The 22,894-nt window shown below is 69.8% G+C and carries 17 protein-coding genes; 12 read left to right on the top strand and 5 right to left on the bottom strand.

The window, feature by feature from the left end; all coding sequences use genetic code 11:
* Nucleotides 1-15 precede the first annotated feature (15 nt).
* Nucleotides 16-1,791, bottom strand: coding sequence for an ATP-binding protein (locus tag F0U63_RS23685; RefSeq protein WP_395848182.1), 1,776 nt, complete (start codon nucleotides 1,789-1,791; stop codon nucleotides 16-18).
* An 84-nt stretch (nucleotides 1,792-1,875) separates the two neighbouring features.
* The gene (locus F0U63_RS23680; RefSeq protein WP_395848181.1) at nucleotides 1,876-3,753 is read right to left on the bottom strand and encodes a trehalase family glycosidase; all 1,878 of its coding nucleotides are present in this window, start codon (nucleotides 3,751-3,753) and stop codon (nucleotides 1,876-1,878) included.
* 324 nt (nucleotides 3,754-4,077) lie between these two features.
* Here F0U63_RS23680 and F0U63_RS23675 point away from each other — a divergent pair, with 324 nt between their 5' ends.
* The 3 genes from F0U63_RS23675 to F0U63_RS23665 all read left to right on the top strand — a co-directional run bounded on the left by F0U63_RS23675 (nucleotide 4,078) and on the right by F0U63_RS23665 (nucleotide 7,632).
* Entirely contained in the window at nucleotides 4,078-5,337 is a 1,260-nt protein-coding gene (locus F0U63_RS23675) for a hypothetical protein (protein ID WP_395848412.1), read from the top strand.
* Nucleotides 5,338-5,480: 143 nt separating this feature from the next.
* Nucleotides 5,481-6,107 carry a hypothetical protein gene (locus F0U63_RS23670; protein ID WP_395848180.1) on the top strand — a complete coding sequence of 209 codons (627 nt, stop codon included), beginning with the start codon at nucleotides 5,481-5,483 and terminating at the stop codon, nucleotides 6,105-6,107.
* A 283-nt stretch (nucleotides 6,108-6,390) separates the two neighbouring features.
* Nucleotides 6,391-7,632 carry a cytochrome P450 gene (locus F0U63_RS23665; RefSeq protein WP_395848179.1) on the top strand — a complete coding sequence of 414 codons (1,242 nt, stop codon included), beginning with the start codon at nucleotides 6,391-6,393 and terminating at the stop codon, nucleotides 7,630-7,632.
* 6 nt (nucleotides 7,633-7,638) lie between these two features.
* Here F0U63_RS23665 and F0U63_RS23660 read toward each other — a convergent pair whose 3' ends face one another.
* Nucleotides 7,639-8,301, bottom strand: coding sequence for a response regulator (locus tag F0U63_RS23660; RefSeq protein WP_395848178.1), 663 nt, complete (start codon nucleotides 8,299-8,301; stop codon nucleotides 7,639-7,641).
* Nucleotides 8,302-8,305: 4 nt separating this feature from the next.
* Nucleotides 8,306-10,402, bottom strand: a complete 2,097-nt coding sequence (locus F0U63_RS23655; protein ID WP_395848177.1) for a serine/threonine protein kinase — start codon at nucleotides 10,400-10,402, stop codon at nucleotides 8,306-8,308.
* Nucleotides 10,403-10,806: 404 nt separating this feature from the next.
* Here F0U63_RS23655 and F0U63_RS23650 point away from each other — a divergent pair, with 404 nt between their 5' ends.
* The 7 genes from F0U63_RS23650 to F0U63_RS23620 are packed head-to-tail and all read left to right on the top strand — an operon-like array spanning nucleotide 10,807 to nucleotide 20,480.
* A complete protein-coding gene (locus F0U63_RS23650) occupies nucleotides 10,807-11,586 on the top strand; it encodes a hypothetical protein (RefSeq protein WP_395848176.1) in 780 nt (259 codons plus the stop codon).
* A gap of 31 nt (nucleotides 11,587-11,617) precedes the next feature.
* Nucleotides 11,618-11,956, top strand: a complete 339-nt coding sequence (locus F0U63_RS23645) for a c-type cytochrome (protein WP_395848175.1) — start codon at nucleotides 11,618-11,620, stop codon at nucleotides 11,954-11,956.
* 21 nt (nucleotides 11,957-11,977) lie between these two features.
* Nucleotides 11,978-16,255: a DUF4114 domain-containing protein gene (locus F0U63_RS23640; RefSeq protein WP_395848174.1), complete on the top strand. Its 4,278-nt coding sequence runs from the start codon at nucleotides 11,978-11,980 to the stop codon at nucleotides 16,253-16,255.
* A gap of 14 nt (nucleotides 16,256-16,269) precedes the next feature.
* Nucleotides 16,270-16,806 carry a hypothetical protein gene (locus F0U63_RS23635; RefSeq protein ID WP_395848173.1) on the top strand — a complete coding sequence of 179 codons (537 nt, stop codon included), beginning with the start codon at nucleotides 16,270-16,272 and terminating at the stop codon, nucleotides 16,804-16,806.
* Complete coding sequence (locus F0U63_RS23630) at nucleotides 16,803-18,092, top strand: PilW family protein (protein WP_395848172.1); 1,290 nt, start codon at nucleotides 16,803-16,805, stop codon at nucleotides 18,090-18,092. Before F0U63_RS23635 ends, F0U63_RS23630 begins: the two co-directional genes overlap by 4 nt.
* On the top strand, nucleotides 18,089-18,709 hold the full coding sequence (locus F0U63_RS23625; protein WP_395848171.1) for a Tfp pilus assembly protein FimT/FimU: 621 nt from the start codon (nucleotides 18,089-18,091) through the stop codon (nucleotides 18,707-18,709). Before F0U63_RS23630 ends, F0U63_RS23625 begins: the two co-directional genes overlap by 4 nt.
* A gap of 58 nt (nucleotides 18,710-18,767) precedes the next feature.
* On the top strand, nucleotides 18,768-20,480 hold the full coding sequence (locus F0U63_RS23620) for an HAD-IG family 5'-nucleotidase (RefSeq protein WP_395848170.1): 1,713 nt from the start codon (nucleotides 18,768-18,770) through the stop codon (nucleotides 20,478-20,480).
* Nucleotides 20,481-20,483: 3 nt separating this feature from the next.
* Here the strand turns inward: F0U63_RS23620 and F0U63_RS23615 are convergent, their stop codons facing one another.
* Nucleotides 20,484-21,296 carry a class I SAM-dependent methyltransferase gene (locus tag F0U63_RS23615; RefSeq protein WP_395848169.1) on the bottom strand — a complete coding sequence of 271 codons (813 nt, stop codon included), beginning with the start codon at nucleotides 21,294-21,296 and terminating at the stop codon, nucleotides 20,484-20,486.
* Between the two features lie 103 nt (nucleotides 21,297-21,399).
* Here F0U63_RS23615 and F0U63_RS23610 point away from each other — a divergent pair, with 103 nt between their 5' ends.
* A complete protein-coding gene (locus tag F0U63_RS23610; RefSeq protein ID WP_395848168.1) occupies nucleotides 21,400-21,906 on the top strand; it encodes a (2Fe-2S)-binding protein in 507 nt (168 codons plus the stop codon).
* Nucleotides 21,906-22,892 carry an FAD binding domain-containing protein gene (locus F0U63_RS23605; protein ID WP_395848167.1) on the top strand — a complete coding sequence of 329 codons (987 nt, stop codon included), beginning with the start codon at nucleotides 21,906-21,908 and terminating at the stop codon, nucleotides 22,890-22,892. The genes F0U63_RS23610 and F0U63_RS23605 overlap by 1 nt, the downstream gene beginning before the upstream one ends.
* The last annotated feature ends 2 nt before the right edge of the window (nucleotides 22,893-22,894 follow it).

The raw sequence follows: 22,894 nt of genomic DNA, 5'->3' as shown, positions 1-22,894 counted from the left end.
CGAAGACCCGTCTCCCTACGCGGACACGCCCGCGGGGCGCTTGATGGGCAGGAACACCCGGAACGTGGTGCCCTGGCCCAGCGTGCTGTCCACGGTGATGCGTCCGCCCATGCCCGTGACGATGCCATGGCAGATGGACAATCCCAGTCCCGTGCCCACGCCCACCGGTTTGGTCGTGAAGAACGGCTCGAACAGCCGGCGGAGGTTCTCCTCGGAAATGCCCCCGCCCGTGTCCCGCACCGCCACCACCACCTGCTCACCCTCGTGGTGCGTGGAGATGCGGATTTCATTCGCTCGCACGTCCCCGTGCGGAATCGCCTGCGCCGCGTTGACGAGCAGGTTGAGGAAGATCTGCGCCAGCCGGGACTCGTTGGCCTCCACCAGGGGCACCTCGCCGTAGTCCTTCTCCAGCCGCGCCCGGTGGCGGATCTCACTCCAGGCGATGTTCACGCACGAGTCGAGCACCCCCCGCACGTCCACCCAGCCGCGTTGATCCTCGGTGTCGCGCGAGAACGTCTTCAAGTCCCTCACGATGTCGCGCACCCGATGGCTGCCCGACAGCGCCTCCTTGAGCGCCTCACGCAGCTCCCCTCCCCGCGCGCTCCCCAGCGGCTCGCCCGCCTCGGCCATGGCCGACAGCTCGTCGTCCACGAAGTGCAGGTTGCTCAGCAGATAGGACAAGGGATTGTTGATTTCATGCGCCACGCCCGCCGCCAGCGTGCCCAGCGACACCATGCGCTCGGTGGCGCGCAGCTTCTGCTGCACCTGGCGGCGCTCGGTCATGTCCCGCGCGATGCACACCTCCGCGGGCCGCCCGTCGAACACGAGCGACAACGTCACCACCTCGCCCACCACCTCGTGGCCCTGCCGGTGGCGGAAGCGCACCTCAAGCAGCCCACTGCTCCCGGGGGACTCGCGCAGCATCACCTCGCCCCCGGACAGCACGAACGTCTCGAGCTCGCGGCCCCGGAGCTGCTCGCCGCTCGTGTACCCCAACAGCCGCACCGCCGCCGAGTTGGCGAAGAGCAGCGTGCCCTGGCGGTGGATGAAGATGGCGTCCGGTGAGCGCTCGATGAGCAGGCGGAAGCTCTCCGCCGAGCGCCGCTGGGCGTCCTCGGCCCGCCGGCGCCGCTGCTCGTTGCGCAGGCCCTGGAGGATGGCGCAGCACGTGGCCAGCACGGGCCGCAGGAAGGTGATGACCCCGGTGTCGAAGCCCCCCGGCCGGTTGGCCAGCCCCACCATGCCCACCATCTCCGTGGGCGAGTGGAAGGGCAGCCCCAGGAAGCTGCTCAGCGGCGGGTGCCCCTCGAGCCGCGTGCCGAACTCCTCCCGGCACGGCGCGTTGTCCAGCACCGGCCGGCCACTCACCATGACGGCGCCGAAGAGCTTCTGCAGGTGGGAGAACTCCAGCCCCGTGGACAGCTCGCGGCGGTAGAACTCACGCAGCGCGTCCGTCCACTCCACGTGGGCCACGGCGCGCGTGCGCAGGAAGGGCGTGCCCTCGGGCGTGAACAGCACCTCGCCAATGAAGCCGTACTCGCTGTGCGTGAGCTTGAGCAGCACCGACAACAGCTTGTCGAAGAGCTGGTGCGTGTCGTGGCCCTGGATGAACTCCGTCTGCACCTCGGTGAGCGCGTGCAGCAGCAGGTTGCTCGCCCGCAGCGATTGCTCCGCCGTGGGCGCTCCGTCCCGCTGTGTCTCCACCGGCTCTTCTTCACTCGAAGTGCCGGGATTGCCGGGCCGTTCCATCCGTCCGATCACCCGCTCGTGTCCGTTCGCGGGCTCGACCATCCTCTAGAAAAACGGATGGGTCAACCTCTACCCACCATGGGGTCAATCCGACCGCTGATTTTCCCCGGAAGGTGGGCGTGGAGCTCAGGCGACGCGCTTGCCGCGGGGGCCTCCGGAGCCCACCAGTTCCCGAGGGCCAAGCACCCGGTCGGCGGGGATGCCGGCGTCGAGCGCCTCGCGCAGCCCGGGCGACAGGCCGTCGAGCAGCAGGAGCACCGAGGCATTCGTCCAGGCGAAGCCCAGGGTGCGCTCGCTCCGGGGCGCGAAGAGTGCGCCGCGGTCCGCGCCCTGGTTGCCGTACTCGACGGGGACCTCGGCCGAGCAGCGCACCACGTCGTACTTCTCCTTGATGAGGCCGTTGTGGCTCCCGGCGATGTCCAACACCATGGACAGCCAGCGGTAGGCCACCGCGTCGGCCTCGGCGTGGAAGCCGTAGCGGCGCAGGCCCTCCACGGCGATGATCTGGTGCGGCGCCCAGCCAAAGGGCCAGTCCCACTGCAGGTTCTCGCCCCCGGCGGCCTCGCGCGAGGCGCGGGTGCTCGAGGTCAGGCCCCCGTCGTGCAGGAAGCGCGGGAGCGCGGCGGCCACGCTGGCGGCCTCCTCGCGCGAGGCCCAGCCCGTCCACAGCGGGTAGAAGGTGGCGAGGCTCTCATAGGTGGAGCGTCGGCCGGCCACGAAGTCATGGTCGAAGAAGAGGCCCCGCTCGGCGTCCCAGAAGCGCGCGCGCATGGTGCGCGCCCGGGCCCGCGCCGCCTTGGTGAAGCGGGCCGCGCGCGGACTGTCCTCCCCCTCGATCCGCCGCCACACCGCCGCCAGGTCCATCTCGTACTGGAACAGCAGCGAGTTGAGGCACACCGGCTCGTGGTGGTGGGTGGCGGTGGCGAAGCGGTGGCACATGTCCCAGCCGCTCTCGCGGATGGCCCGGTCATGGCGGTGGAACTCGGCGTCGTCCGGCCGCGCGCCGTCGTAGAAGGCGGACAGGTCCTCGGCGTCGGGGCCGTCGGCGTCGTCGTGGTAGCGCGACAGCCCGCCAGGCGTGGCGCGGGGGCCGGTGCGGAAGACTTCCTCCCACTCCATCTCGGCCACGCGGGCCACGCGCTTGAGCAGCCGCCGGTCCGAGCGCGCCGCGTTCACCTCCAACGCCAGCCGGGGCATGAGCGGCGGCTGGGTGCGCGACAGGTGGTAGCTGAGGTTGGAGTTGGGAATCTTCCCGTAGTGCTCGATCTCGTAGAGCTGGTTCTCGAGCATGTCCCGGGCGAGCTCGACGCGGCCGGAGGACAGGGCGCCCCGGGCATTGAAGTAGCTGTCCCAGCCGAACATCTGCACGAAGCGGCCACCCGGGACGATGTAGGGATTGGGCAGGTAGAGCATGCCCGGCTCGCGCATGAGGGTGCGCCAGTCCTCGGCGCCACGGGGCTTGTGCAGCGGCACCGTCTCCAGGCCGCCCACGCGGCGGGCCTCGGCGCGCAGCTTCTTGAGCGCCTGGCGGTCGCGCGCGGGCACGTACACGCGCGCGCGGCCCTGGGGATCCTTCACGGGCATCACCGCGAGGGCCTTCTTCAAATCCTCGGCCCGGTCCGAGCGGCGCACGAGCCCCTCCCAGCCCCGGTCCAGCAGCCCGCGCAGCGCCGTGGTGCGCGACTCCAGCAGGCGCTCCAGGGGCAGTCCGGGCACGTCTCCCCGGCCCTCGTGCACCATCTCGGCGAGTACGTCCGCGGCGTGCGCCAGCCGCTCCGCGCCGGCCAGCTCCAGCCGCACGCCCGGGCCCAGCTCCAGATCCACCGCGAAGCGCAACCCCGCCTCGCGCGCCAGGCCGGCGTCGCGCTGCGTGAGCCGCCCGTCGCGGTCGAGATCCAGGGACATCAACAGCTCGAAAGCCAGACGCGCCGTGGCCGTGGCGACGGACAGCGGCGCCGGGGCCGCGCTCGCGACGGGCGCGGGGGTTGGCTCCGGAGCGCGCACGACAACGTTGGGCGGCGTGGGAGGAGTCTGGAGAAGAGGAGCGGAAGGAGCAGGGAGAGACGGCGTCCGTTGGGGCACGTTCGACCTTCGGCAGGAAATACGCCGTGACAAGGTACACGACTCCTCGACATCCCCCAATACCAGACAGACCTTCCACCCACGGGGGGAGGCGCTCGCGTCGCAATTCCTCCCAGGAATGTTTGCACTCAAAACTGATATTTGAATCCCAAAGTTTTTTCACGATCCGAGAAGGGGACGGCTTGGCGGGTGGGAGGCGATGAGTATCTTGCGCGCCGCCCCACCCCGCCCGAGCTCCTGGAGCGCATCCCCGTGAACCCCCCTGTCCGCCGTCTCGTGTCCACCTGGGCCCCCGCCGCCGTGGTGCTGGCCTCCCTGGTCCTGCTTCCGCGCGCCCACGCCGACACCCCGCCCACCCCGCTCGACGACAACCGCCGCATCACCCTGGGCTACATCGAGATCGCCTATGAGCTGGGCGGGCTGCTGGATCCCACGCTCCAGCCCGGCGGCAGCAGCCTCGTGCGTCCCAACTGGTTCGCCTTCGCGCCCCACGCCTCGCGCACGGGAGGCCAGGGCATGCTCTCCGCCGCGCTCGCGCGGAGGATCATCGCCACCGCCCGGGGCGAGCCCGCGTTCTCGGTCCTGCAATCGCTCACCCGCGCGGGCGTCACGGGCACGGTGCTGGCCACCCTGGAGCAGCTCTCCCTGGATCTCGTCCTCCAGGGACTGAGCATCGACGCGGCCACGTCCGTCGCCTCGCTCACCACGTCCCTCAACGGCGCGGCGCTGGCGGATCCCCGCACGCTGCTCACCACCTCCTCGCGCCTCGCCGCGCTCTACTGGAGCGCGCCGGGCGTCCATCCGCTCGACAAGGCGGAGGCGCTGGCCCTCACCCTCGAGCGGCTGCTGCACGAGGGCAACCTGGCCATCTTCACGGACATTGGCGGCTCGGCGCGGCTGTTCCTGGACTGGCGCCGGGGCCTCACGGGCGAGGTGACGCCGGAGCGCGTGCTGGCGGAGTTCCAGCTCGCGGGGGCCGTGGAGTCCGAGGCGCGGCTCGCCCACGCGTACGCCCTCGAGCACGCCCTCGACACGCCCCGGCCCCACCGGCTGGAGGAAGTGCTGCCGGCGATGAGCTGGAAGAGCCTGCTCGTGGCGGCCTTCGCGCTCTACGAGGAGGCCCGGCGCGCGTCCACGCCCGCCTGGCGCGACGCGCTCATCGCCATGGGCAACAACTACGTCGCCTGGCGCGAGCAGCATGACATGGCGCAGCCCGTCTTCGCCCCGGCGCAGCTCCTGCCGGGCGAGGTGTCCCGTGCCGCCCTGCTGCAGGCCCTCACGCCCCTGCTCAAGACGGACTTCGGTACCCAGGAGTGGACCTATGCCGACTACGCCTACAGCCAGCCGGATCGCGACGGCAACCTCCTCACCTCGCCGCCCACCGAGTACAGCTGGTCCGTCTTCTGGGATCGCTGGTCGGGCATCCTCTACGCCTTCGATCAGGCCTATACCGATCCCGCCGCGCTCTGGGTGATGCCCGACCCCATCGTGAGCCCCCTTCCCTGAGCGGCGAGCGGAGGGAAGAGGAGCGGGGTTGAACCCGCTTCACTCCCAGCGGAAAGCTCCCGCGCAAACGTCCACCTTCCTCCAACCCCACGGGGAGGCAAACTGGAGATGGTCGGCATCTCTGTTACCGTTGGGGAATGCCGGTGTTTCCCTCCTCTCCTGTCCTCGGGCGTTTGTTGTCGGGCCTCGGCTGCGTGGCGCTGATCCATGGCGCCGGGGACGCGCTCGGGATGGGACCCGCGGTGTTCGGCGCCTACGTGCTGCTGTCGTCGGCGCTGGTGCTGCGCTGGCGCCACCGGAGCGCGGCCCCTTCGGCCCGGAGCGCGTGGGCGGCGGGAAGCACCTGGCGGCTGGCTCGTTCCCAGGAGGCCAGGCCGGATGCGGGCAAGCTGCTCGCCTTTCCCGATCAGCGCACGTTCTGGTCGCGGGTGAAGCTGTGGGTGGGCGGCCTGGGCCTGCTGATGTGCGGCCTGTGGTGGCTGCTGCTCACCGCCCTGCTCGTCATGCCGGATCCCGCGCCCGCGCTCGATCAGCTCTTCACCAGCTCCTTCCTGCCCCTGGTGCTCGTGTCCCTGCTGCTGCCGGTGCTCTTCCTGGTCTTCCTGCGCTCGGGACTGCGCGGACCGGCGGACCCGTTCGTGCCCGAGTGGAGCACCCCGGAGTACACCCCGAGCCCGTCGCCGGGCCGCTCGGCGCGCGCACGCTCCGCCGCCTCGTCCCCGCGCGGCAAGAAGTCCCACCTGCGTCTGGTGCGCGACACTTCCTGCTAGGGCCCTCGCGCGCCGGGCGGGCGGGTGTGGTCCGACCCTCGGGGTGCATCCCTACTCCCGCGCAACTGTCGCCGGGCTGAAAGCCGCCCTGCCCCCGGGTTCAAGCGCGCGGGAGGCCAGCGCGAACCAGCTCGCATCTTTCCAGTCAGTCTGCGCGCCCCCGTGCCCGGACAGGCGCTGGCACAGCCTCTGCTGACAGCTCCCAGCACGCGGAGTCCGCGGCCGTGACCGTGCTTGAGCGGGACACGGCTCCACCGGGCTGCGCGCCTCGAGGGAGTCGCCCATGCAGAGCACTGTCGCCATGGTGGGGATGGATCGCAACCCGGTCAGTCCGCAAAACCTGAACAATCCCATTCCGCTCTACCACGAGCTGCGGGAACACGAGCCGGTGCACTGGTCCGAGCCACTCCAGGCCTGGTTCGTCACCCGCCACGAGGACGTGGTGGCCTGCTTCCGGGAGCCGCGCCTGAGCGCCGAGCGCTGGAAGTTCTTCGAGTATCAAATCCAGGGCCTGGAGCCGGACACCATCCGCGAGTTCATGGAGACCACGCGCGACCAGATGGTCATGCGCGCGGGCCCGGAGCACACGCGGGTGCGCCGGCAGGCGGGCGCGGGCTTCACGCCCATGAAGCTGGAGGAGATGCGCGCCTGCATCCACCACACCATGACGGAGCTGTTGGAGGGCGTGCGCGAGCGGCGCTGGATGAACCTCGCCCAGGAGATCTCCTACCCGCTGCCCACGCGCGTGCTCGCGGAGCTGCTGGGGGTGCCCGCGGAGGATCGTGAACGCTTCCGGCGCTGGTCGGACACGCTGGCGGAGTTCGCCACGCCCGCGGCGGGCAGCAGCATGCTGGGCGTGGCGCGCCGGGCCAACCAGGCCATGATGGAGATGAAGGCGTACTTCCTGCCCCTCATCGAGCAGCGCCGCGCCCACCCCACCCCGGACGTGCTCGGCATGATGGTGCAGGCGGAGGAGCTGGGCCACATGAGCGCGGGCGAGCTGGTGGCCAACGCCATCCTGTTGATGTTCGCCGGCCACACCACCACGACGGACCAGCTGAGCAACTGCGTGCATGATCTGCTCACCCACCCCGAGCAGCTCCAGCTGCTGCGCGAGGAGCCGGAGCGGGTGCGCGCCGCGGTGGAGGAGAGCGTGCGCTTCCACCCGGCGGTGCCCTTCGTCTTCCGCGTGGCCATCGCGGACGTGGAGCTGCGCGGCCAGCGTATCCACGCGGGCGACGTGGTGTTCCTGGGCATGGCCGCCGCCAACCGCGACCCCCGGGCCTTCCCCGAGCCGGATCGCTTCGACATCACCCGGGACCACACCCAGCACCGGCACCTGTCCTTCGGCTTCGGCACGCACCACTGCATGGGCGCGGGCCTGGCGCGCCGCGAGCTGGAGACCGGCATCACCCTGCTGCTCGAGCACCTGCCCGGACTGCGCCTGGACGAGACGCGGCCCCCGCGCCTCAAGTGCCACAGCCTCAACTTCCGCGGCTTCGACGTGCTGCCCGTGCGCTGGTGAAGGGCCTCACAGCTCCACGAGCCCCGCGCGCAGGGCGAGCACCACCGCCTCCACGTGCGAGTGCACTCCCATCTTCCGGTAGATATGGGACAGGTGCGTGCGCACCGTGCGCCGCTCCAGCGTCATCACCCGGCCCACCTCGGCGTTGGACAGGCCCTTGGCCACGTAGCGCAGCACCTCGAACTCCGCGGGCGTCAGGCCCCAGGGGTTGGATGCCCGCTCGGGCTCGGGGGGCCGGGCCTGGAGCGAGTGGAAGTAGTTCCAGAAGCGCCTGGCGATGAGGGGCTCGAGCACCGTGCCCCCCTCCATCACCTCGCGGATGCCCGAGCGGATCTTCTCCGGCCCCACCCGCTTGACGAGATAGCCCGAGGCGCCCGCCTGGATGGCCTCGTACACCTTCTGCTCGTCCTCGAAGGAGGTGAGGATGAGCACCTCCACCTCGGGCGCGCGGCGCTTGAGCCGCCGGGTGACCTCGATGCCATGCACGTCCGGCAGCTCCAGGTCCAACAGCACCAGCTCCGGACGCGTGCGCACCACCTCCTCCACCGCCTCCTCGCCCTGCTGGGCACTGCCCACCAGCTCCAGCTCGGGGAAGGTGCCGAGCACCTTGAGGAGGTTGCGCAAGAGGGTGGGTTGATCCTCGACGATGAAGACGCGGGTGCGGTCCATGGCCTCAGCGACGGCGGGGGGCGGGGAAAATCTGCTCGACCTTCTTGTGCTCGCCGCGCTCCAGGCGCAGCTTGAACACCTCGCGCTGGCGCGGGGCGCGCAGCGTCTCCACGGTGACCTCGCGCGTGCCCGGCTTGAGCGGATAGTGCACCAGGGGCAGCGGACGCTTGACGCGCACGCCGTCGATGTAGGCGCGCGCCGGGCGGTTGGCCTCGAGGGTGATCCACGCGAGGTTCGCCTTGGCGGCCTCGGGGATGGGCTCGAGGCTGGAGGCGGCGGGAGGCTCGGGGGCGGGCGCGGGAGGCGGGACGGCGACGGACGGCGGGGAGGCGGGCTCCGCGGCGGGCGGCGTCTCCTGGAGGTACTGCTGCACGGCGCCGCTGACCGCGTCCACCTTGGGATCCGTGTCCACCGGGGGCGGCTGGGAGAACTTCCACACCCCGAGGGCGAAGCACGCGAGGCCCACCAGCGCGATGGCACTGGCCACGGCCAGCATCCGCCTGCGGCTCCACGCGTCCTCCAGGAGGTTGCGCTCCTCGGTCAACATGCGTTGACGCTCGGCGATCACCGCGGGCATCTCCGGCGCGGTGGGCATGGGGGGCGAGGGCTCCGGCTCGGGCTCGGGGGGCGGCGCCGCGACGCGCGCCGGCGCGGGGCGCGAGCGCAGCGGCGCGGTGTCGATCAGATCATCCGTGTCCGGCCGGGCCACGGGCCGGGAGAAATCCTCCACCACGCGCAGGCGGGGATTCTTGCCCGTGCGCGTCCCCTCCCGGGACGAGCCCTGGGGCACGGACGCGCGGCGGGACCTGACCGGCGCGGCGCCGGGAGGAGCCACCCAGGTGGGCGCCTCATCCCCCGAGGCCCCGAGGGGGCTCCTGCCCACGCTCGAGGGCGCATCGTCCTCGCTCTCGGCGGACCCGGCTTCCGAGGGATGGAGCAACGCCCTCTCGCGGATGTGGGTATCCGCGGAGCCCGTCCGATCGAGCGTGGGATGCTCGGAGACGTGGGGGACGGGCTGGGGCGGCGCGGGAGCGCCCTCGAACGAGCCCGAGTACTCCTCGAAGGCGGGCGGCGCATCCATGGTGTCCGCTTCACTGAGCGCCGGGCTGAAGGAGGGGCGCGCCACCACGGACTTGTCCAGGGCGTCCGCGCTCACCTGGGCCAGGGTCACGCCGGAGATGGGCGTGAGGGTGAAGCGCTCGGTGATGGGCACCGGGCCGGAGGCGCCGAAGGACACCTGGTTGGGCAGCAGCTCCGTCATGAAGCGGCGTTGATCCTCGACGCCGGGCAGTCCGCCCTGGTTGGCCAGGAAGCCGCGCAGCGCGGTGGCGAACTCGGCGCACGAGCGGAAGCGCCGCGTGGGCGTGGGCTCCAGGGCGCGGAGGATGAGGGGATCCAACCGCGCGTGGACGCGCCGATCCAGGCGGCTGGGCGGAGGCAGTCCGGCGCGGCGGGTGCTGATGCCCCCCTCGGGGACGACGGCCTCGCGCAGGGTGAGCAGCTCGTAGGCGATGGCGCCGATGGAGTAGACATCCGAGAGCGCGTCGGGCTCGCCCCCCCGCCCCACTTCCGGCGCCCGGTAGGCGCTGCGGCCACGGCCCACGAAGGCGCGCTTGAGCTCCGGCACCGCCAGCAGCGCGTGAAGCGCCCCGAAGTCGCACACGTGGGGCACGCCCGAGCGCGACAGCAGCACGTTGCCCGGAGTGAGGGCGCCATGGACGATGCCCTCCGCGTGGGCGCGCTCCACGGACTCGAGCAGCTGGATGACGAGGCTGAGCGCGACGGCCGGCGGGAGGAGGACCTCCTTCGTGTTGAGCCGCTGCAGCGCGACGCCCAGGTTGGAGCCGTCCACCGCCTCGCGCACCACGACGAGCCGGTTCTTCACGAAGCCCATGTCCAGCACGTGGACGATGCCCTCGGAGCGCAGCGGGTTGAGCACGCTGTACGTCGCGGCGAGCGTGGTGGCGTAGCGAGGATCCGACGTCTTCGGGTGGAAGAGCTTGATGACCACCCCGGACCCGCCGGGCTCCTGGACAGCGTCATACAGCTCGGCGAGCTCGCCGGCCTCGATGCGTCCAGTCAACCGATAGGCGCTGCTCATCCCTTCCTTTCACACGGGCGGGGGGCGTCGGGGGGGCCGCGAGCGTGCCACGCCGGCTCATCCACCGGCAAGCAAGGACGCAGCGCCCCCCCGCCTGGCCGCTGTCATTCCCGGGTCTCCCCGTGATTTGCTCCTTGAAGCCGGGCCCAAGGCGGATTTTCCGGCCCCGCGCGCCCCCGCCCGGTTTCACCGCCCTCGCCTTCCTGGCCGTACTTCCGGTCGATCCTGAACAGTCGCTTCTTGACAGACTGTAAAGAGATGGGAGGATGGGAAGAGCTGGTATTTGCATGTGAAATGCGGAACTCGGAGTGTGCCCCCCGTCACCTTCCGAGGACCTCGCCCCCCATCGCCGGAGAGGCCCCCAGATGAAAAAGGTGCGCGCAGGCCGACGCTCCCAACGCGGCATGACGTTGCTCATCGCGCTCGCGGTGATCTCGGTGGTGACGGCGGCGACGCTGGTGAGCCTGCGCGTGGTGAGCCAGGAGAGCGAGCTGCAGGGGCGCGAGCGGCACTCACGCGAGGCGTTCTTCGCGGCGGAGGCGGGACTGGCCGAGGGGCGCGAGGTGCTCACGCTGCTGCTGTCCAAGCACAGCTCGTTCGGTGACGAGACCTCCGCCTACCAGGACAAGGCCTCCAACTTCACGGACGTGATGTTCAAGCTGGGCACGCTCATGGCCTCCAAGCCGGGGTTCAACACCCGGGGCGAGGTGGACGAGGCGAACTTCCCGGGCACCGGGCGCAGCTGGTACGAGGTCCTCCCCTACACCCCCTATACGTTGCTGCCCGGGACGGGCGGAACCGGCGGGGCGGTGGATCCCGCCGTGACCACGGCCGGCAAGGAACTGCGCGCCCTCAACAACAAGCCCTACCTGTCCTTCCCCGAGCAGCGCAACGTCTCCTACCGGGTCTTCGTGCACGACGACGAGGACGAGGGCGCGTTCGTGACGAATGATCCGCGCATCGACAACAACCACGCGGTGTGGGTGGTGTCGGTGGGCGAGGTGCGAGGCACGGGCGAAGTGGTGCTGGCACGCTCGGTGGTGCGCGCGCTCGTGTTCGCCGACCCGGTGTCGCCCCTGGTCAACCCCTGTTCCGCCCAGAAGGTCTGCGGCCCGGTCAACAGCGGCAGTCCCATCCCGACGCCGAAGCAGAACATCGATCTGTCCCAAGGCACGCAGATCTGAAGTCCCCGTGGTCAACCCCTGGAGGCCCGTGATGAATCGCTCCTTCCCGCTCCTCGTCCTCCTGATGGCACTGCCTGCCAAAGCAGGAGATGCCAGCCATGGCAAGACGGTCTTCACCAACGCGTGCAGCCACTGCCACGTGGCCCAGCCCCCCCGGAATGATGCTCCGGGGGCCAAGGCCACGGACAACCTGGCCACGTGGCTGGCCTCGCACAAGAGCAGCGAGCTGCGCCAGTGGGTGAAGGACCCCTGGGCCGTGAATCCCAAGACGCTGTGCGATCCGCGGCAACTGCAGCCCAAGGACGTCGATGATTTGTTGTCCTTCCTGCGGGGTGCCCAGGCCCCCGCCCCTTCCGCTCCCGCGCCCTGACGGCCTCCAGGAGATACACGCATGCACGCCTCTCGCCCTACCCTGCTGCTGGCACTGCTGTGCGCCTCTTCGTCCTGGGCTGAATCGAGTCCGGGATCGCTCGAACTCTGCCACGACGCCACCGAACAGGACCGGCAGCCGGACTTCAAGGCCCTGGACTTCAAGGACCTGTCCTCCGTCCTGCTCACCAAGGACAGCCCGCCCGCGCTGCGCCTGGACACCAACCTCGAGGTGCTCAACCCCGAGCGCATCTACTTCCCCTTCTCCCAGCAGGTGCGCGTCAGCTACCTGTACGAGGAGGCCGGCAACTCCACGGCGCTCGGCTACTTCTATTACAAGGATCTGGTCGACCTGAAGTTCATCAACACCGGTGCCAACCCGGACGACAGCTCGGACGACTCGCTCGTCGACAGCGACGGCAACGGCATCGCGGACTTCCACGAAGCGCTGTTCCAGATGAGCGACAAGTTCTCCCTGGACAGCTCGGGGCGGCGCTGCAGCAACACGTTCAAGTACACGTACACGAACGCGTCCGGGAAACAGAACACCAGCACGCTCTACGTGCCGGAGCTGGCCTCGAAGGATTGCGGTCCCCACTTCACGGCCTCGGCCGATGTGGTGAGCGGGCATCCCGTGGCCGCTGGCACCAAGCGTCCGACCCTCAAGACCGACCTCCTGGGCCAGGACGGCAGCGCGGACAGCGCCGATCAGTTCAGCGACCGGGGCCTCTACCGGAGCATGCCCAACCTGCTCGAGCCCCGTCACGAGAAGAACAAGAACAGGGGCATCGGGCACCTGATCTTCCTGCACTCCGACGACGACGGCGACAGGAACACCGGCGGCAACCTGGGTCCGGTGGCGGACTCCTCCACCGCCGCCAACGGCATCCCCGACTACAACGTCTCCGCCTACAACGCGGATGGCGTGCTCTGGGACAACCCGCCGGACAACCAGCTCGATCAGGAGAACGATCGCACGGTGAACCTGGGGATGATCGAGGGCAACCGCGAGATCGTCTTCTTCGCCGTGTCGTGGGGCTCGGCCGGACACAACCCGGTGAGCACCGGCAACGCCAAGGTCTACCCCTGCCTGAGCTTCAAGGCCAACAGCAACGTCTGCGCGCTGTATCTGAAGACGCCCACCTACGTCTATTTCTCCAAGACGTTCCTGAACCTGGATCAGAACCCCCAGGTCGCCACCCCCAAGCAGGTGGACAACCAGACGTTCAAGTCGGTGGCCGAGCTGGACATCGGCTGCGCCTACACCACCAACCAGGACAAGTGCAACCTGGGGCTGTCGGGCTGGCTGGACAAGGCGACGCTGGATCGCCTCAAGAACGTGTCGGCCTACAACAACCTGGTCATGCCGCACGAGCGCGCGTTCGTGAAGGCGGACACCAGTGGCCGGGATCTGATGCCCCACGTGCTGGTGGGCGCGCCCTCCACCGACAAGTTCCGCTGGGTGCTCGGCTTCGAGGACCTGCCCGGTGGCGGTGACCGCGACTTCAACGACGTGAGCTTCATGATCCACAAGTCCAACGGAGGCCTGGTGCGCTCGGGCGTGGTGTCGGGCGACATCTCCCCGGACATCTCCCAGGACTTCACCATCACCGAGGTGACGTTCCGGGCCCAGGACGAGTCCTACTACGCGGGAAGCAGCACCGACGCGGCGTTCTGCGCCTCGCGCCCCGCGGGAGAGCAGCCGCGCATCCGCTACCAGGTCGCGCTCGACTGCAAGGTCTGCACCTCCAACTGCTCCACGACCAACCCGGTCATGGCGGTCAACCCCAACCCCACCTGGGTGGACGTGCCGCTCGACTCCCCGCCCGCCAATGGCAAGCGCGATCAGACGGTGACGATGCGCGACTTCCTGGAGCGCAGCCTCACCGGCTCGCAGCTGTGCTGGCAGTCCATCATGGAGAGCAAGTACGACCAGTGCCAGCCGACCATCAAGAACATCAACGTCTTCTACAAGGCGGTGAAGGCGGGAGACTACGGCCGCGCGGCCGTGTCCACGGTGGCCAACACGGTCCTCTACGGCACCTTCGAGACGCCCGGCCGCAAGTGGTTCGAGGCCGGCAAGCCGCAGCCCTCCGTGCGCGTGGTGGATGGCCGGCCGGACCTGTCCGAGCGCGGCCACCTCTACCTCAAGGAGCTCTTCCAGCCGGAGACGCCCACCAAGACCACGGGCGAGCTGAAGTGGGACAGCGGCGGCCGGCTCACGAGCGATCTGCGCTCCCCGGCGACGCCCGAGCCGAGCAACTGGCGCAAGCTCATCACCATGAATCCGCAGGGCCAGCGCACCGAGCTGAAGAACGTGCTGACCGACGCCGACGGCGGCGAGGCCTTCTCCAGCGCCAACTGCGGAACGAACAACGGCGGCAAGTGGGTGTGTGACCTGAATGCCAGCGGGGGCTCGCCCAACGCCGCGGACCGCGCGCTGCTGCGCAACTGGCTGTATGGCTGGGAGCGGCGCAACGGCGACAACCAGGACACCAAGCGCGCCTGGGTCATGGGCGGCGTGCAGCTGTCCACCCCCGCCATCATCGGCGCCTCCGCGATGCCCTCCTGGGTGACGCTCGCCAAGGGACAGGAGCAGAACGCCTACGTGAACAACTTCATGAAGGATCTGCGCGTGAGCGAGCGCTCCACCATGGCCTACGTGGGCACCACCCAGGGCTTCTTGTATGGCGTGGGGGCCGGCGTGCTGCGGCTGGGCAACGACCCCTGCACCGCCGACGTGGATGCCAATGGCTACTTCAAGGTGAAGTCGACGCAGAAGTGCCCCGCCAACACCAGCGATCCCAAGCCCTACCCCCGCGAGTACGGCGAGGCCGTCGAGAAGTTCGCCTACATGCCGCGCAAGCTGCTGCCCTACTACGTGGAGACCTACCTGCGGCAGGGCAATGGCAAGCGGGCCTCCGTGGACGCGTCCCCGACGGTGGCGGACGTGGACCTGGGCTTTGGCAGCTACGATCCCACCAAGGGCTTCTCCGCCAACGCGGTGTCGGACAAGGCGTGGACGATCGGGCCGAAGGACACGGTGGGCTCCACCGAGGGCGCCAAGACGGTGCTCGTGGCCCCCACCGGCCCCTCGCACAGCGTGGTGTTCGCGCTCGACATCACCGACCCCACCAGCAAGAACTACCCCCAGCCCATGTGGGAGTTCGACATGGCCTCGGACAAGATCGACTTCGGGGGGCAGACCGGCAAGCTCACCGTGGAGGACGCCTTCGCCGATCTGGGCACCACGGGCACGCTGCTGCCGGACACGCGCGGCTCGCGCCATGCCCCCACCGTGGCGCGCATGGACTTCGGCTCCAAGGCCGGCCAGCGCTGGGTGGCGCTGGTGGGCACCGACTACGTCCCCAACCCCAACACCGCCGGCGCGATCTTCCTGGTGGACGTGAAGACGGGCATGCCGGTGCAGGTGACGGGCACGCAGATGGCCACCAAGACCGCGGGTGTGATTCCCCTGGCCCTCAACGAGGGCATCTCGGGCGAGCCGGTCGCGGTGGACGCCAACGATGACGGCACCGCCGAGCTCATCTACGCCACCACGACGAAGGGCAAGCTCTACCGCATCGCCACCAACAAGGTGGACGCCGCGGGCGGCTTCGGCCGGGTGCTCCAGGTGTGCAAGATCGCCGACGTGCAGACGGAGCTGAAGAACAGCCCGAAGACCGAGTACCAGAACGAGGCCAAGTACCAGGGCGTCTACTCCTCCATGGGCGTGACGCTGTACCGCGACACCACGGGCAAGGGCGTGCGCCTGTTCGTGGGCACCGCCAACAACCCGGACATCTCCGACGAGCCCGCGGACCTGATCAAGCCCGCGCCCCACGGCTACGTGCTCGCCTTCGAGGACCGCAACCCCACGGGCGCCAGCTGCAACAACGCCGTCCCGCTGTGGATCAAGCAGCTCGGCGCGGGTCAGATGGTGTGGGGCGGCATCGCGCTCGCCCGGGACACCTCCGGCAACGAGCTGGTCAACACCAGCACCGCGGTGGGCAAGGCGGCCAATGCCTGCTCGCTCAGCGGGGACGAGAGCGGCATGTTCTACAGCATCAACTCCGCCAACCCGAAGCCCGACGAGCAGGCGACCGGCACCGCGCTGGGCGGCCACAGCCTGGCCACTCCGGTGATGCATGATGGGCACATGATCATGCTGACCGCGGACGGCAAGGTGCTGGTGCGGGGAGACCCGAAGAAGTGGAACAACGCCTCCGGCGGCTCCAGCGTGGGCCAGGTGCGCGTCCACATGTGGGACGCGGATCCCTCCGGTGTCGTGAAGCCGTGAGGAGGACGGCGAGCATGATGCGGCCCTCGCGGCGCCGGCGTGGCATCACGCTGCTGGAGACCTTGATGACCGCGGCGGTGCTCATCCTGGGCATCGGCGTGGTCGCCAGCACCGTGGTGTCCATCGTGCGGCTCAACCGGCGCAACCTCGCCCAGGCCCAGGCCTACACCATCGCCGAGTGGTGGCTGGAGCGCGTCACCCGCATGGGGTGCAAGGCCGGTGAGCTCAACCCCTGCGCGGACATCGTGAAACTGGATAGCGATCCCCCCGTCACCCTGTACTGGAACTCCAGCGGCATCCCCTCGGAGACGCCGCCTCCGGCCGGAGCGAACCAGGAAGTGGCGCGTCCCTACCAGGTGACGATCGACGTGGATCCCCCCTTCGAGGGCGATGAAAAAGGGAGTCCAGCCTTGAACCGCCAGGTCCCGGGTACGGATGTGACCTTGGTCATGAAGAACACGCTCAACGTGCGCGTGACGGTGAGCTGGCAGGACGAGCTGAGCCGCGACGACTACCACGCCGTGGCGCTGCAGACGCGGGTGGGGCCATGAAGCGGCGCGCCTCCTCCCCTGCCCTCCGGGGCTTCACGCTGCTGGAGCTCGTGGTGGCCAGCTCCCTGTCGCTCATCGTGCTCGCCGCGGCGCTGTGGAGCGCCGCGGAGCTGCAGCGGCGCGGCACGTTCGAGGAATCGCTCATGGAGGCGCAGAACACCCTGCGCGCCGTGCGCGAGATGCTCGTGGTGGAGCTGCAACGCGCGGGCATGGGCGTGGGCAGCGCGCGCATGGTGTTCGGCAGGCAGGGCGCCGCGGCCGACGACGTGCGCTACGCCATCAACGTCAGCCCCGAGGAGCGCTTCGACGGCACGGGGGCCTTCCCCGCGGACCCCACCTTCGCGCCCCCCACGGGCTCCTACGCCGATCGCATCTCGGACGTCCTCCAGGTGTGGAGCTGGGACTCCGAGGCCATGAACGGCACCAATCCGATTGGCATGGTGCCCCTGACGCTGTGCACCCACGCGGCCAACGCCTCGGACCTGTACCGCTCGGGCAACGAGCTGTGCGCGAGCACGGTGCCCGTGGGCCTCAGGGACCGGCTGGTCATGGTCGTCAAACCCGAGACGCGCATCGCGTGCGTCATGCGGGTGACGGCGGTGAACCAGGATGCGTCGGCCCCCTACGCGCGCATCGTGGTCAGCCCGGGCATCACCGAGGGCCTGGCCTCCAACAACAACCCGTGCAAGAGCCTGGCCGCCGGCCAGCGTCCCAATGACGGCACGCAGGATTACTGGGGGGCGGACCGCTCCGGCGGCTTCATCCTGCTCATGCGCGGCTCGGCCTTCCGCGTGAACTGGAAGACCGGCACGCCCGTGTTGGAGCGCAGGGACATCTCCTCGGTCGTCAATCCCGCTCCGGCCGCCCAGTGGGTGACCCTGTCGCACGACGTCGAGATGATCCGGCTGCGCCTGGGCGTGATGGAGGACCTCAAGTTGCCCAAGTCGCCCGTGCTGTGGTTCCCGAACGCCGCGCCCCTGCGCCCGCATCTGGAGCAGTGCACGGGCACGGCGTGTGACCTCCTGGTGCCCGGGGGGTGGACGGCGGACCCGAGCAACCCGAGCAACGCACCCACCGCGCGCGACGCGTTGATGAGCCGCGTGCGCATGGTGCAGGTGCAGGTCATCACCCGCACGGCACGCCTGGACTCGTCGCTCATCCGCAAGGACGCCAGCGGCGAGTACCTCCGCGATGCGGACAATCATCCGCAGGATGGTTACAAGCGGCGCTCCTCCACCCTGGAGATCATGCCGCGCAACTTCGCCTTGGCCGGAGTGCTGCAATGAAGACGAGACGTGCTCGCGCGGGAATCACCACCCTGGAGATCCTGGTGACGGTGGCGATCGCGGGCGTGTTCGCCTCGATGGCCGTGATGAACATGGACATCGTCAAGCGCCGGCAGAGCGAGCGCAACGCGCTCCGGGAGATCTCCTCCCTGGCCAACCAGGCCCGGACGTACGCGCGCACGAGCCAGTACCCGGTGCGCCTGTCGGTGGCCGCCAACAGCATGGGCGCCACCGTGCTGCGCTGGGAGCAGCTGCCGTGCGACACGGCACACCGCTGGGGCGACGCCTGCCCCGCCACGGCCTGTCTGACCAATGCCTGTGGCAAGGGCGGCTGCGAGTGCGTGGCGCAGGGAGAGGCCATCTCCATCCCCGCCACCCTGGACGTGTCGGCCCTCGACGGCCTGTGCTGGCTGGGCCGCGGCGGAGCACCCCGCCACCAGACCCCGGGCAGCGCCACGTGCCAGGCGACGGGAAATCCGCCCCAGAAGCCCCTGAGGATCACCCAGAGCCAGAACGGCAAGCTCGATCACGTGCTCCAGGTGGACGGGCTCACGGGCAAGCCGCGCATGGTGGACTGCACGCAGCAGCCGGTGGACCCCACCTGCAACATCAACTGAGGGGCGGACACGGGCACGCGCCCCCGGGGTTGGTGGTTGACCCCCCGGGCCGCGTGGTATGTCTGTCTGTCCCTTGCCTTCCAAACTCTCTCCGACTGGCCCCATCCCCGGCAGTCCGACGACCTCGGATCCGCTGCACGGCAGCTTCCGCTCCTCGCGCAGCCAGGCCCATGCCGAGGAAGCCGAGCACCGTGCCCAGGCGCTGCTCACCGACGCCGAACTCCACCGCCTGCTGAGTGTCCCGCGGCACGGGCCGCACGAGGGCCCGCGCGCGCGCGACATCTTCGTCAACCGCAACCTGCGCATGTCGGGCATCGAGCTGGTCGGCTTCGACATGGACTACACGCTGGCCATCTACCACATGCGCCGGCTGGAAGAGCTCGCCTATGACATGACGCTCGCGCGGCTCATCAGCGAGCGGGGCTACCCTTCCGTCATCGGCCGCCTCCAATACGATCACCACTTCGTCATGCGCGGGCTGGCCGTGGACAAGGAGAACGGCAACCTGCTGAAGATGGACCGCTTCGGCTACGTGGGGCGCGCCTGGCACGGGCTGCGGCCGTTGGATCGCGAGGTGTGGCGCGCGCTCTACCGCAACCAGCGCGTGCGGCTGAAGGAGCCGCGCTTCGCGTGGATCGACACGCTCTTCGCCCTGCCGGAGGCCTGGCTGTTCGCGGGCATCATCGAGCTGCTCGAGTCGCTCGGCCAGCGCGTGGACTATGGCCGGCTGTACGACGACATCCGTGAGGCCATCGACACGGTGCACCGCGACAACTCGCTCAAGCGCGAGGTGCGCAAGGACTTGTCGCGCTACATCTTCCAGGATCCCGAGCTGGGCCCCGCGCTGCACAAGCTGCGCTCGGGCGGCAAGCGGCTGTTCCTGTTGACCAACTCGGCCTGGGACTACACGGACGCGGTGATGCGCTACCTGCTGGACGGGCAGCTCGCGGAGTACCCGAGCTGGCGCAACTACTTCGACTACGTGGTGACGCTCGCCGCCAAGCCGGCCTTCTTCGCCGAGCAGCGGCCCTTCCTGGAGCTGGAGGTGGCCGGGCCCGGCGAGGAGGCACGCGTGGTGGGCGAGGCCTCGGGCCTGGAGCGCGGCAAGGTGTACCAGGGCGGCAACCTGGTGCAGTTCGAGCAGTACACGCGCCGCTCGGGCGAGCGCATCCTCTACGTGGGCGACCACATCTACGGCGACATCCTCAAGTCCAAGAAGACCTCGCTGTGGCGCACGTGCATGATCGTCCAGGAGATCGAGGACGAGATCACCTACACGTATGGCCAGCGCGAGCGGATCGAGCGGCTGGCCGAGGTGGAGCGCACGCGCGCGCGGCTGGAAGAAGAGGTCGGCGACCACAAGAACCTGCTCAACCAGCTGGATCGCACGCTGGAGCGCGGGGGCCTCACGGCCGAGGCCCAGGCGGAGCTGGAGGCGCGGCGGCGAGAGGCCAAGGTGGCGCTGGACACACTGCGCCGGGCCCTGCGCGAGGCGACGGAGATCGCCGACGCGCTCGAGCGCGAGGTGGAGGAAGGCTTCAACCCGTACTGGGGGCTGCTCTTCAAGGAGGGCAGCGAGAACAGCCGGTTCGGCGAGCAGGTGGAGCGCTACGCGTGTCTGTACACGAGCCGGGTGTCCAACTTCCTCTATGACTCGCCGCTGCAGTACTACCGCTCGCCGCGGGATTTGATGCCTCACGAGCAGGCGGGCGCGTGGAGCGGGAAGCTGTCCCCCGAGGGGGGCGAGGGTCCGCCTCCGGGTGAGGGCTGAGGCTCACTCCCGCGCGGGTGGCAGCGCGGGAACGCGGCCCCAGATGACCGAGGTGTAGCGCGAGCCGGGCTCGGCCTCGAGTCCCAGCTTGCGCAGATCCTCCGAGTGCTTGGCGCCCTTGACCACCACCCACCGCCGCGCCACGCGCCGGGCTTCCTCCAGCACCTCGGGCGTGAGGGGGGCGTGCTCGGCGAAACGCCGGAGCATCTCGAAGGCCGGCTGGGACTTCTTGGGCTTCTCGAACATCGGATCGAAGCAGACGACGTCGAAGGAGCCCGGGGGCAGCGTGCGCAGGTATGCGTGCGCGTCGGTGTGCACCGGCTCCACGCGGCAGGACTCGGGGCCCGCGTCGTAGATCTTCAGACCCTCGGAGACCACGGCGTACAGCGCGAGGCTCTTCTCCAGCGCCACCACCCTCCCCTGCTGGCCCACCACCACCGCCGCCACCAGCGCGTCCTGGCCGAGCCCCAACGTGCAGTCGAGGACGTGATCTCCCTCGCGCAGCTCGGCCACGCGCGCCAGGGCGTCACTCCGATCTCCCTCGAGCCAGCGCAACCGGCGCAGGTGCGCCATGCCCGGGTTGAAGCTGAAGGAGTTCTCCGCATCCCAGAGGGAGACCTCACCCTCGCGCTCGAAGACGAGCAGGGCCTCGGCCGCGGTCTGGAGCAGCGGACCGAGCGGCGCCTTCTTGCGTCTGGGAATAAATGGCAGGCCCCAGGCCCGAGCGGCCTCGCGGGCCTGGAGGATCAGCGCCTCTTTCGGCTTGCCGCTCGTCGTCACCGCCAGGGGCACCCGGCCCTGTTCGCTCGAAGTCACGTCCAGACCCTATCCCAGGCCGCCCTCGCGCTGCTTTCGAAGCTTCGTCAGCAGGACCCCGCAGCTCATTTTGCCCCGGACGTGTTCCTCAAGGAGAGCGTGCGTGAGTTCCCCTGATCCCAACATCTCGAAGTGGACGCGAAACATTACCCTCGTCCTGAACGGCGAGCGTCGGAGCGTGACCGTCGATGTCCGGACCACGCTCCTGGATCTGCTGCGCGAGCAGCTTCACCTGACCGGAACGAAGAAGGGCTGCAACCAGGGCGAGTGCGGCGCGTGCACGGTCCATCTGGACGGCCGCCGGGTGAATGGCTGCCTGATGCTGGCCGTGCAGGCGGACGGGCGTGAAGTGACGACCATCGAGGGGCTCGCCCGGGATGGACAGCTGTCCGCCGTGCAGCGGGCCTTCATCGACCATGACGGCCTCCAGTGTGGCTTCTGCACACCGGGCCAGGTGATGAGCGCCACGGCCTGCATCGCCGAGGGACACACGCGCAGCGAGGCGGAGATCCGTGAGTGGATGAGCGGCAACCTGTGCCGCTGCGCCTGCTACCCCCAGATCGTCGACGCCGTCCGGGCGGCGGCGGACAAAAAGGCCGAGGTGCCCTGATGCGACCCTTCGACTACTCCCGCGCCACGTCCCCGCGGCAGGCACTCGAGGCCGCGTCGCAACCCGATGCCTCGTTCCTCGCCGGAGGCACCGAGCTGCTCAACTGGATGCGCCTGGGAATCATCGCCCCGGCGGCGCTCGTCGACATCGGCCGCGTCGAGGGCCTGGAGCGCATCGAGCGCACCCCCGGGGGAGGACTGCGCCTGGGCGCGCTCGCCCGGCTCTCCGACATCGGCGAACACGAGGCCGTGGTGCGGGACTACCCGGTGCTCTCCCAGGCCATCCTCAAGGCGGCCTCTCCGCAGATTCGCAACCTGGCGACGATCGGCGGCAACCTGCTCCAGCGCACCCGCTGTCCCTATTTCCGGGCCGAGGAGACCCTCCCCTGCAACAAGCGCGTCGCCGGCAGCGGATGCGCCGCCCGCCATGGCTCCAACGAACGGCATGCGATCTTCGGGTGGACCGAGGCCTGCGTGGCCACCCAGCCGTCGGATCCCGCGGTGGCCCTCGCCGCCCTGGACGCCGTCGTCATCACCGAGCGCGCCACGGGCGGCCGTCGCATTCCGATAGGTGAGTTCCACGTGCTGCCCGGGCAGGCTCCCGAGAAGCACCACGTGCTCGAGCCGGGTGAGCTGATCGTCGCCGTGGAGCTGGCGGCTCCCGCGCCCCACTCCGCCTACGTCAAGGTCCGCGAGCGCGAGTCCTACGAGTACGCGCTCGTCTCCGCGGCGGCGGCCCTCTCCCTGGAGAACGGCGTCATCCGCTCGGCACGCGTGGCGCTCGGCTCGGTGGCGATGAAGCCCTGGCGATTGGTGGAGGCGGAACGGGCCCTGGTGGGCACCCGGCCCGACAGCAAGGAGGCCCAGGCGGCGCTCGCGCTCGGGTTCACCGAGGCGCGTGCGCTCGAACACAACGGTTTCAAGATTCCCCTGGCCCGCAACGCGGCGGCCCGGGCGGTGCGCGATGCGGCGCGAGGTGCGTCATGAGC

Origin of the sequence: Cystobacter fuscus (genome assembly GCF_044360685.1) — a bacterium.
In the GTDB taxonomy this organism is placed as follows: Bacteria; Myxococcota; Myxococcia; order Myxococcales; family Myxococcaceae; genus Cystobacter; species Cystobacter fuscus_C.
Note: the sequence above shows the minus strand (reverse complement) of the source record. Positions and strands in the feature narration are given on the sequence as shown.

Bases quoted from the DNA above. Each gene is read 5' to 3' on its own strand.
- F0U63_RS23685 (WP_395848182.1), bottom strand. From the start codon at position 1,791: ATGGTCGAGCCCGCGAACGGACACGAGCGGGTGATCGGACGGATGGAA.
- F0U63_RS23665 (WP_395848179.1), top strand. From the start codon at position 6,391: ATGCAGAGCACTGTCGCCATGGTGGGGATGGATCGCAACCCGGTCAGT.
- F0U63_RS23660 (WP_395848178.1), bottom strand. From the start codon at position 8,301: ATGGACCGCACCCGCGTCTTCATCGTCGAGGATCAACCCACCCTCTTG.
- F0U63_RS23655 (WP_395848177.1), bottom strand. From the start codon at position 10,402: ATGAGCAGCGCCTATCGGTTGACTGGACGCATCGAGGCCGGCGAGCTC.
- F0U63_RS23650 (WP_395848176.1), top strand. From the start codon at position 10,807: ATGACGTTGCTCATCGCGCTCGCGGTGATCTCGGTGGTGACGGCGGCG.
- F0U63_RS23645 (WP_395848175.1), top strand. From the start codon at position 11,618: ATGAATCGCTCCTTCCCGCTCCTCGTCCTCCTGATGGCACTGCCTGCC.
- F0U63_RS23640 (WP_395848174.1), top strand. From the start codon at position 11,978: ATGCACGCCTCTCGCCCTACCCTGCTGCTGGCACTGCTGTGCGCCTCT.
- F0U63_RS23635 (WP_395848173.1), top strand. From the start codon at position 16,270: ATGATGCGGCCCTCGCGGCGCCGGCGTGGCATCACGCTGCTGGAGACC.
- F0U63_RS23630 (WP_395848172.1), top strand. From the start codon at position 16,803: ATGAAGCGGCGCGCCTCCTCCCCTGCCCTCCGGGGCTTCACGCTGCTG.
- F0U63_RS23625 (WP_395848171.1), top strand. From the start codon at position 18,089: ATGAAGACGAGACGTGCTCGCGCGGGAATCACCACCCTGGAGATCCTG.
- F0U63_RS23620 (WP_395848170.1), top strand. From the start codon at position 18,768: ATGTCTGTCTGTCCCTTGCCTTCCAAACTCTCTCCGACTGGCCCCATC.
- F0U63_RS23605 (WP_395848167.1), top strand. From the start codon at position 21,906: ATGCGACCCTTCGACTACTCCCGCGCCACGTCCCCGCGGCAGGCACTC.